The 315-nt window shown below is 64.8% G+C and carries 1 protein-coding gene; it reads left to right on the forward strand.

The genetic code is table 11. The annotated features are described in order from the left end of the window. On the forward strand, nucleotides 1-252 hold a 252-nt coding region (locus Q7A36_RS41250), incomplete at its 5' end, for a transposase (RefSeq protein ID WP_305109546.1). Nucleotides 253-315: the final 63 nt, after the last annotated feature.

The raw sequence follows: 315 nt of genomic DNA on the forward strand, positions 1-315 counted from the left end.
GAGGCGCTGTTCGCTTTCACCCGGCTGCCCTCCGGCCAATGGAAGTCGGCACGGACCACCAACGCGATCGAGCGTCTGCATGAGGAGTTCAAGCGCCGCATCAAGACCCAGACCGTGCTGCCTTCGGCGGAGACCGCGGCGATGCTGTTCTGGGCCTTGCTCGCCTCAGGCCAGATCAGCATGCGCAAGGTCGACGGCTGGCAGACCCTGAGTCAGCCGCCTGCCAAGAGCATGATTGACCTCGCTGCCTGAGGCGGTACCGTCATCGCGCCGGAGACGCTGAACGCGATTTCCTACAGCCTTTGCGACGGCACC

Origin of the sequence: Paracraurococcus lichenis (genome assembly GCF_030657435.1) — a bacterium.
GTDB classification, from domain to species: Bacteria; Pseudomonadota; Alphaproteobacteria; order Acetobacterales; family Acetobacteraceae; genus Paracraurococcus; species Paracraurococcus lichenis.